We start from the raw sequence: 7,315 nt of genomic DNA on the forward strand, positions 1-7,315 counted from the left end.
GCAAAACTCACTCTATAGTTATATTATTATGCTACAATAAGACTCATGAATACGCAAAATATAAATCCAATAACAAAACTTGATTATCCTGACCCGGACGTTATTTACTTTGATGGTGCCTACTATATGGTCAGCACCACCATGTACTTTATGCCCGGCTGTGAAATCTTAAGATCCTACGACCTTGTAAACTGGGAGCACGCTTCTTTTGTCTATGACAGACTAGATGGCACTCCTTCACAGAAACTTCAGGGAAAAGAAAATATCTACGGCCAGGGAATGTGGGCTGCAAGCCTTCGCTACAATAAAGGCTTATTCTACATTTGCTTTGTTGCCAACGACACCCATAAAACCTATATTTTCACTTCTGCTTCAATTGAAGGTCCTTGGGAGAAGTATACTCTCGAGGGTTTCTATCACGATAATTCCATTCTTTTCGATGATGATGGCAGGGTTTATATCGTGTATGGCAATAAGAATATCTTCATAAAGGAGCTCACAATTTCAGGAGAAAAGCTTTCAGATTCTGATACGCACGATACTGAAAAGCTGATAATATCAGATGCCGATGACGCATATCTTGGCTATGAGGGTTCTCATTTCTACAAGATAAATGGAAAATACTATATTTTCCTGATCCACATTCCAAAATCGACAGGAAAGCGCACTGAGAGCTGCTTTATTTCAAATTCGCCTTTTGGTCCCTACACCGGAAAGGACGTATGTGATGATGACAGAAACTACCGCTCTTCAGGCGTCGCTCAGGGAGGAATAATCAAAACTCCCGGCGGAAAATGGTACAGCATCCTCTTTCAGGATAGCGGTGCTGTTGGCCGTATCCCGATTTTGATTCCGGTAACATGGGACGGTGATTTCCCGGTGTTTGGAAAAAACGGCATTATTCCCGAAGCCTTTGACATTGAAGATTTAAAGCCGGGCTATGACTATTCTCCGCTTATATCCGGCGACGACTTTAAATGCGATTATTCTGCCAAAGCCACTTCATCTTTTGGTTTTAAGCCCTGCTGGCAATTTAACCACGAACCTGATCTCTCCCTTGTGAAAAGAGATTTCGCCAAAGGAGCTGTTACCATAACTACTGATAAATTATCATCAAACCTGACACAGGCCAAAAACACACTGACTCAGAGGACTCTTTTCCCCGGATGTGCAAGCTCAGTGCTGATTGACGCTACCAACCTAAAGGATGGAGATTATGCCGGTCTGTGCGTCTTAGAGAGCTGTTATGGTTTTATAGCCATAACCAAGCGCTCTGGCAATTATTACCTTGTTATGGGAAAAAGAGATATCACGTCCGGCGGGATATTTGGCGAGCGCCATGATGACGAGCCATTTGATGAGATGGAATGTGTCAAAATTGATACTCCTATAGTGAGATTGCAGGCAGATGTGGAATTTGATAATGATACAGCTATCTTTGGCTACTATGAGAAAATGGATAACGCCACTCCAAAAAAACTCGGCATTACCCATAAACTGCAATTTAAACTTGACCACTTCACCGGTGCCAGATTTGGCCTATTTATTTACAGCACCGAAACTATCGGTGGAAGTGCTTCATTTGCAGATTATAAGTATCTGACATAAAACCTTTACCTTTGTAAACTACAGATAAATCTGTAGTTTACAATGCTAAAAGGAAGATGTTATACACGTATTTCTCAATGGTAAATGACTTCAAGAGATGGTCCTTTATCCGGAGTTGTCAAAAGAGCATTAGTGTCAACCGGCTTAAACTCTGCTGACGGATCCAAAGCATCGCTCTTATAAAGAGGTATCCCTTCTCCAGCCATAAATGCCTCTACATACTCTTCAATAGTCCTAATGGGATGCTCAAATCCCATTCCACCCATATTCTTTAATCCAAAATTGTGAATATCAGAGCCCGCAGCCATTCTCATATTATTCTCCACTGCATACTGATACCCAAGAGCATTCTGGTAGTCCGGGTTTGATGCGTTGTAAACCTCAGCACCGTCGCAGACATTTTTTGTAAGGTGTATAGCCTTTAAGTAATCTCTTTCTCTGTAGGGATGCGCATGAATCATTATCGCCCCCGCTTCATGCACTGTCTTATAGACTTCGTATCTGTCTTTTTCCATTATGTCAGGGTTTTCTAAGAGCCAGTTTTTATCTACTCCGTAAAGCAGATATTCATCCCCTTCAAAGTTATACTCTATTCCAAAAAGTACAACGAAGTCATCGCCTGCAGCTGCCCTTGCATGCTCATACCCCTTGCAGTACAATTCAACTCTTTTCTCCCACGGAAGATCTTTTGGAACAGCACTGTTGCCGTTAAAAAAGTGGTCTGTCACAATGATGCCGCTGTAGCCAAGCTTTTTCATATAGTCAATATAATTCACTCCCGGCGTAGATGAACAGGCACTTCCTTCGATAGTGTGTAAATGTGTTTCAAAAATATACATGATTAATTCCCTAAAATATATTTCCTTTTCAAAAATACTCCTTTAAGATTATAATATAAGTTCACGTTAATTTGGGAGGAAAAAGATATGAAATCACCGGCAGAAATTGCTACAAGATACGAAGCTGCAGGTTCAGCTAAAGCATCTGCACCCTTTGGCAAAACTCTTTTACTTGGAATAATGGCAGGAGCATTTATAGCACTTGGAGGCCTTGGAAGCCAGATAGCTTCTTGCTTTGCTTCTAATCCATCATCAGCAAGAATGATCAGCTCAGTGGTATTCCCTATTGGACTTTTCATGGTACTAATCGGCGGAGCTGAACTTTTTACAGGTAACTGTCTTATCACAATCCCTGTTCTTTCAGGTAAAGCCAAGCTTTCAGGCATGTTAAAAAACTGGGTAATTGTTTACTTCGGTAACATGATAGGCGGCTTCATCATAGCAGCTCTTGCTACTTTCAGCCACATCTACTCATTTGGCGATAACGCACTTGCTTTGTCAGTCGTAAATACCGCCATTACTAAATCAAACATAAGCTTTACAGATGGACTCCTCCGAGGAATACTTTGTAATGTTTTAGTATGCATGGCCGTATGGTGCTCCTTTGCAGCAGACGAACTTGCAGGAAAGGTATTGGCCCTTTGGCTCCCTGTAATGCTCTTTATCATCTGCGGATTCGAGCACTGCGTAGCCAACATGTACTTCATTCCCGCGGGCCTTCTCACATCAGCCTTCTATGGTATCCCAGGCGATGGTCTTTCACTTGCAGGTTTCTTTATAACAAACCTCATTCCTGTAACTATCGGAAACATCATCGGTGGCGGCCTCTGCGTTGGCGCAGTATACTACGCTGCTTACCTAAAAAAATGATCACAGAGAAGAAATAGCACGAATATTGTAGATAAGAAAGAGTAATCAGCTGAATGCAATTAGCATACATCTGATTACTCTTTCTTTGTATATGCGTAAGTAATTGGCAGCGTCCGCCACCATTGACTGAACCTGAGGAAAACGCCTTGGTCTGCGAGCCGACGGTGAGGATGATGGGAACAGTAGTTAGATTCATGCACCGTCGGATTCAGCATTTTAGCGTTTTCCTCAGAACCCGTCAATGGCAAGCACCTTCGGTGTGGCTAGGTGTTATTGCCTCAGGCTCTGACTCCGAGAACAGTAGGGGCGGCTACTTTCAAGGATATGTGTGACTATATGTCTGCGTCTTTCAATGTAAATAGAGCGAAGATTCTGTTTTGGAAATATAGCCTGATTTTTGAGCTTACGACACCATGCGACAAGGTTTTTGACTTGTGATTTTGGGCATATACGACCTTATTTGAGGTTACCACACCATTATATAGAGATCATATGTCCTCAGTTCACTCATCCAATGGATGTGGCAATCCATTTTTTCTCGTATATGCCCAATTTCACTTCCTGAAAATACTGTCGATGGATGTGTTAACTTAAAAAATATGACTATATATCCAATTCGCTTTGACAATCCGAATTTTCTATGTCCATTCAGTCCATATGATCGTGATGAATAATGGTTTGGGCATATAGCGCTTTGGAAAGCTTCCAGCCACCTCTTGTTTTTTATATTTTGTCCTTATAGCACTTTTTAGCGATGCCAGCCACCTTCATGAAAGTTCAACTGGGCATATAGGCCGATTTCAAGACTCGGGCCACCCGTTAAAAGGGTGGCTGTGGACGGATAATTACCGTATATGCCCAATCGCCTGTGTAAAAGCCGTTGGTGAGGGGTGGCTGCAAGCCTAGAATCAGGCTATGAGCCCAAAACCGGTTTTATTGCGGGTGGCTGATCTAGTGAAAACTAGCTATATGCCCAAAGTAATACTGTAGCGCTCTTTAAACTATCACTTATAGAGTGGATAAATACAAACTACCTTTAGACTCACTTTCAGCATGCAGCATGGAAAAGCTATGTGCCTATGATTCCTTGAAATTAGCCACTTATACTGTTCTCGGATTTGGAACCTGAGGCACCTTACCCTAGCCACACCGAAGGTGCTTGCCATTGACGGGTTCTGAAGAAAACGCTAAAATGCTGAATCCGACGGTGTATGAATGAAGCTACTGTTCCCATCATCCTCACCGTCGGCTTGTAGACCAAGGCGTTTTCCTCAGATTCAGTCAATGGTGGCGTACGGAGCCACTATGTATGGCTCATATGTTGGATTTTGACATTTCTTTTCCTTGGATATAAAAGAATGCTTACGCCACCGGCGTAAGCATTCGTAATAAAATCAATTCTAATTATAAAACTACCGCTGTAACACAAGAGTACGCTTTTTAGCAGTTTCCTCATTTAACCCAAGCACTCTCGTTACTGTACAACGCTGTATTCAATAACTTCAGCTTTTTCAAGATCAGCATACATAGCTTTCATTGCGGAGTCATCAGGAACTACTGCATTTTCATCTCCATCAAGCTCTCGAAGATCTGAGTGATGGTAATATGTACCATTGCCGTTTCCGTCATATTCTACATATGCTTCTTCGTCAATGCAGAGAATACTTCCGCTTGCAATGGTGTACTTTTTGATCCAATGATTTGAACCTGCGTAAAGCTTTCCATCATAAATTGCAAGAGGATAAGCTGTACCGCCTGCTTCTACAAGACCAAGGTACTCTGGAACACCAGCTTCATTGTAGCGATATACTTCTGAATCGATAGCTGCATTGAATACACCACCATCAGGGCTGTTATTAAATGTGTATTTTGTCACAAGTAAAACATCTACCCCATTGATAGTTGCATTAGCATAGCCGCTTCCTTTTTCCAGCTTATCTACAATCTGTGTAAAAGTATCACATCCTGTGATGTCAGTAGGAACATATTCATCATCCGGCATATTGGCGCCAATCTGCTTACTCTCATCATACATAGCCTCTGCTACTGCCTGAAGATCAAATCCGTCAAGGTCAGCAGCCTCTACAGTAAGAGAATAATCTGCCCCTGTTTCTATATCAAACCAGGTAATAAGATCAACATATTTATCATCGCCAATGTAGCGGTAAGCTTTTCCTGTCATATTTCCACCGCCCCAGTTAGCAAGAGTAATATCATCTTCCACTGTCCAGTTATAATACAGGCCTGAAATATCCGTAGGCTCATCTGAAGCAATGAGCTGCTCTCTTGCAACAAAAGAATTGCCATCAAGATCAAAGGTAAGCTCTACAAGAGGCCAGGTATACTCGTTCTCTTTTGCCTCCGTTTCCATCATTCGCCATACTATATTAGTTGCTCCTTCAGGTGCAGAAAAGAGATTGGGAGCTACAGCATATGCTTCATCTTCAGTACACTCACGCCATGGATTTGCGATTTCTATTTCTTTAGTACTCTCAGAAGAAGCTGCCTCTGTTACATTTTCAACTGCTTCACTTGTTTCGGTTGTTGGTGCTTCTGCTGCACCTGATCCACATGCAGCCATAGAAATAGCCATAGAAATAGCCATGATAGAAGTTATGAATCTTTTTTTCATATTTTCCTCCTCGTTAACGAAATTTAAATTCATATATAATGCTACACCATTTTGTGTACCACAATAATTAAAAAAAAATAAAACAATTTAAAATTTTATATTGCACACAATTTAATTATGTGTTAGATTGTATACAATCTAATTCACAAATACAAAATATTTTACCGGAAAGGATGTGATATTTATGGATAATATGTTTGATTTAACAGGAAGAGTTGCACTTGTGACAGGCTGCTCAACAGGACTTGGTGTACAGATGGCTAAAGCTCTTGCAAGCCAGGGAGCTTCAATCATCGCTCTCGCAAGACGTCAGGAGATGATCGATCAGGTTGCAAAAGAAATCCACGATACATACGGAGTTGACACTCTCGCTATAAGATGTGACATTACAGATACTGATATGGTTGATAAGGCTATAGATGAGGCTCTTGCTCACTTTGGAAAAATAGATATTCTTATCAACAACGCCGGAACAGGTGCTGTCGCTCCTGCAGAGGATATTACAGATGATCAGTTCAGCAATGAGCTTAACATTGATCTTTTTGGAACTTTCAAAGTTGCAAGAGCAGTTGCTAAAAAGGCAATGATTCCTGCAAAATACGGAAGGATCATCAACATTGCTTCTATGTACGGACTTGTTGGAAACAAGATTGCACCTTCATCTCCATACCACGCAGCAAAAGGTGGTGTAGTTAACCTCACAAGAGCCCTTGCAGGTGAATGGGGCAAGCACGGAATCACAGTAAACTCCATCTGCCCAGGATATTTCTACACTCCTCTTACAAAAGAAACCCTTGATTCCGATTACTTCAAGGAGTATGCAAAGACAGCTATTCCTATGGAGAGATACGGTGTTGAAGGTGAGCTTGATACAGCAGCTGTTTTCCTTGCTTCTCCAGCCTCCAGCTACGTTTCAGGAATCGCCCTTCCAGTTGACGGCGGCTACACCAGCATGTAACCCCCTCGCAAAAATACTAGTCTTTATATGTATAGTAGACCATAAATCCAGAAGTGCCCATAACTTTGGATAGAGCGATTTAGTATGAGCAATAGAGACAGTTAAGATAAAATAAAAGCCTTGTTTTCTGTTCTGAATAAGCATGAAAGAAAACAAGGCGCATTATTTTATATTTACTGTGTCTTTGCGAATACTCCGAGATCTATCCGAAGTTATGGGCACTTCTGGATTTTATGCCACTCGCAAGAAAGTATATTATTTTGCAAGAACCATCATGATCTCATTGCTACGGGCGATGAACTTGGTCATTGCTTCGCCTTCAAGAGGAGCGTTCTGGATACGTGCAAGGTCATAAAGCTGCTCACAGATCATGTTTGTGTTCTCTCCATCTTCGTGTTCCATTACGTA

General features: G+C 41.6%; 5 protein-coding genes. 3 read left to right on the plus strand and 2 right to left on the minus strand.

The features are described 5' to 3' along the window. Positions 1-45 precede the first annotated feature (45 nt). The gene (locus tag E7303_RS04945; RefSeq protein ID WP_292144117.1) at positions 46-1,608 is read left to right on the plus strand and encodes a glycoside hydrolase family 43 protein; all 1,563 of its coding nucleotides are present in this window, start codon (positions 46-48) and stop codon (positions 1,606-1,608) included. 74 nt (positions 1,609-1,682) lie between these two features. On the opposite strand, the gene E7303_RS04950 is transcribed toward E7303_RS04945, so the two are convergent. After that, entirely contained in the window at positions 1,683-2,447 is a 765-nt protein-coding gene (locus E7303_RS04950) for a PHP domain-containing protein (RefSeq protein ID WP_292144118.1), read from the minus strand. Between the two features lie 87 nt (positions 2,448-2,534). On the opposite strand from E7303_RS04950, the gene E7303_RS04955 reads away from it, so the two are divergent. Then, positions 2,535-3,317, plus strand: coding sequence for a formate/nitrite transporter family protein (locus E7303_RS04955; RefSeq protein ID WP_292144119.1), 783 nt, complete (start codon positions 2,535-2,537; stop codon positions 3,315-3,317). Positions 3,318-4,791: 1,474 nt separating this feature from the next. On the opposite strand, the gene E7303_RS04960 is transcribed toward E7303_RS04955, so the two are convergent. Continuing rightward, positions 4,792-5,949: a hypothetical protein gene (locus tag E7303_RS04960; protein WP_292144120.1), complete on the minus strand. Its 1,158-nt coding sequence runs from the start codon at positions 5,947-5,949 to the stop codon at positions 4,792-4,794. A 184-nt stretch (positions 5,950-6,133) separates the two neighbouring features. On the opposite strand from E7303_RS04960, the gene E7303_RS04965 reads away from it, so the two are divergent. Then, positions 6,134-6,907 carry an SDR family oxidoreductase gene (locus tag E7303_RS04965; protein WP_330601621.1) on the plus strand — a complete coding sequence of 258 codons (774 nt, stop codon included), beginning with the start codon at positions 6,134-6,136 and terminating at the stop codon, positions 6,905-6,907. Positions 6,908-7,315: the final 408 nt, after the last annotated feature.

The organism is Butyrivibrio sp. (assembly GCF_015056685.1).
Taxonomy (GTDB): domain Bacteria; phylum Bacillota; class Clostridia; order Lachnospirales; family Lachnospiraceae; genus Butyrivibrio.

Coding starts and splice junctions, on each gene's coding strand:
- E7303_RS04955 (WP_292144119.1), top strand. CDS start 2,535: ATGAAATCACCGGCAGAAATTGCTACAAGATACGAAGCTGCAGGTTCA.
- E7303_RS04960 (WP_292144120.1), bottom strand. CDS start 5,949: ATGAAAAAAAGATTCATAACTTCTATCATGGCTATTTCTATGGCTATT.
- E7303_RS04950 (WP_292144118.1), bottom strand. CDS start 2,447: ATGTATATTTTTGAAACACATTTACACACTATCGAAGGAAGTGCCTGT.
- E7303_RS04965 (WP_330601621.1), top strand. CDS start 6,134: ATGGATAATATGTTTGATTTAACAGGAAGAGTTGCACTTGTGACAGGC.
- E7303_RS04945 (WP_292144117.1), top strand. CDS start 46: ATGAATACGCAAAATATAAATCCAATAACAAAACTTGATTATCCTGAC.